The sequence below is a fragment of the Alkalibacterium sp. m-11 genome, assembly GCF_054658155.1.
Map to the genome: position 1 here is coordinate 1 of NZ_BAAGIR010000296.1, position 825 is coordinate 825.

The 825-nt window shown below is 38.5% G+C and carries 1 pseudogene; it reads right to left on the minus strand.

Annotated features, from left to right (window positions below):
- Window positions 1–825: pseudogene (locus tag ACYQ2O_RS12485) on the minus strand (DDE-type integrase/transposase/recombinase); the annotation flags it as partial.

Consider the following 825-nt stretch of genomic DNA (forward strand, 5'->3'; position numbering starts at 1 on the left):
AAAGCTTCAATAGCTGCGTCCGTATCACGATGAGCGGATACATGATCAGACAAGATGATTTTATTGATGGCATCGAAAAAGAAAATAAGATAGTTCCATTTTCCTTTAATACGAATGTACGTCTCATCTCCACAAAATTGGTCAGATAATTCATACGGATAGTGTTCAGTGAACGGTTTAACCCACAGCGAAATCGTTTCTGCCCAATTCGCAATCGTCTGGTGTGAAACCGTCACTTGATGAATGTCGTATAAGATAGCGGCCGTTTTTCTCAAAGACATCGCATAGTTTACGTGATAAGTCATAGCCAATGAAACCACATGTTGGGAGTGATGAATCCGTGATAAATCAACTGTCGGCTTAACAGGTGTTTCTTTGTCTAAAGGTTTAAACTCTTTTTGAAAATCGCGATAAATATAGTGCAATTTCATCGATTCAGGATTCGCTAAGTAAGTCGCTTTTAAAAAAGAGTCTTTGTGAATCTCACGCTTACGTTGTTGATAATATGGACAGGCTTTCTTCTTACATTTGTATATTTCAAACCCTTCACGCGTTTTGATTTTTTCAAGAGCTGTCATACAATGCGGACAACGAATAAGACGAGGCTTCTGTGATTCTTTTCCAGGAACATGAGTGTGATGACACACCTTACAATACCGCTGGCCTATCTGTTTATTGTTTAAGTACAAATAAGAATCAGGCGCATGGCAGCGTGGACACTTTTCTTTTTTAGATAGTTGAGGTGATGTTTTTCGCCGACGAATAGGTTTAATCGGTTTACCGAGGTCTTCGGAATAATCTAGAATACGTTGATAATCTAAATCA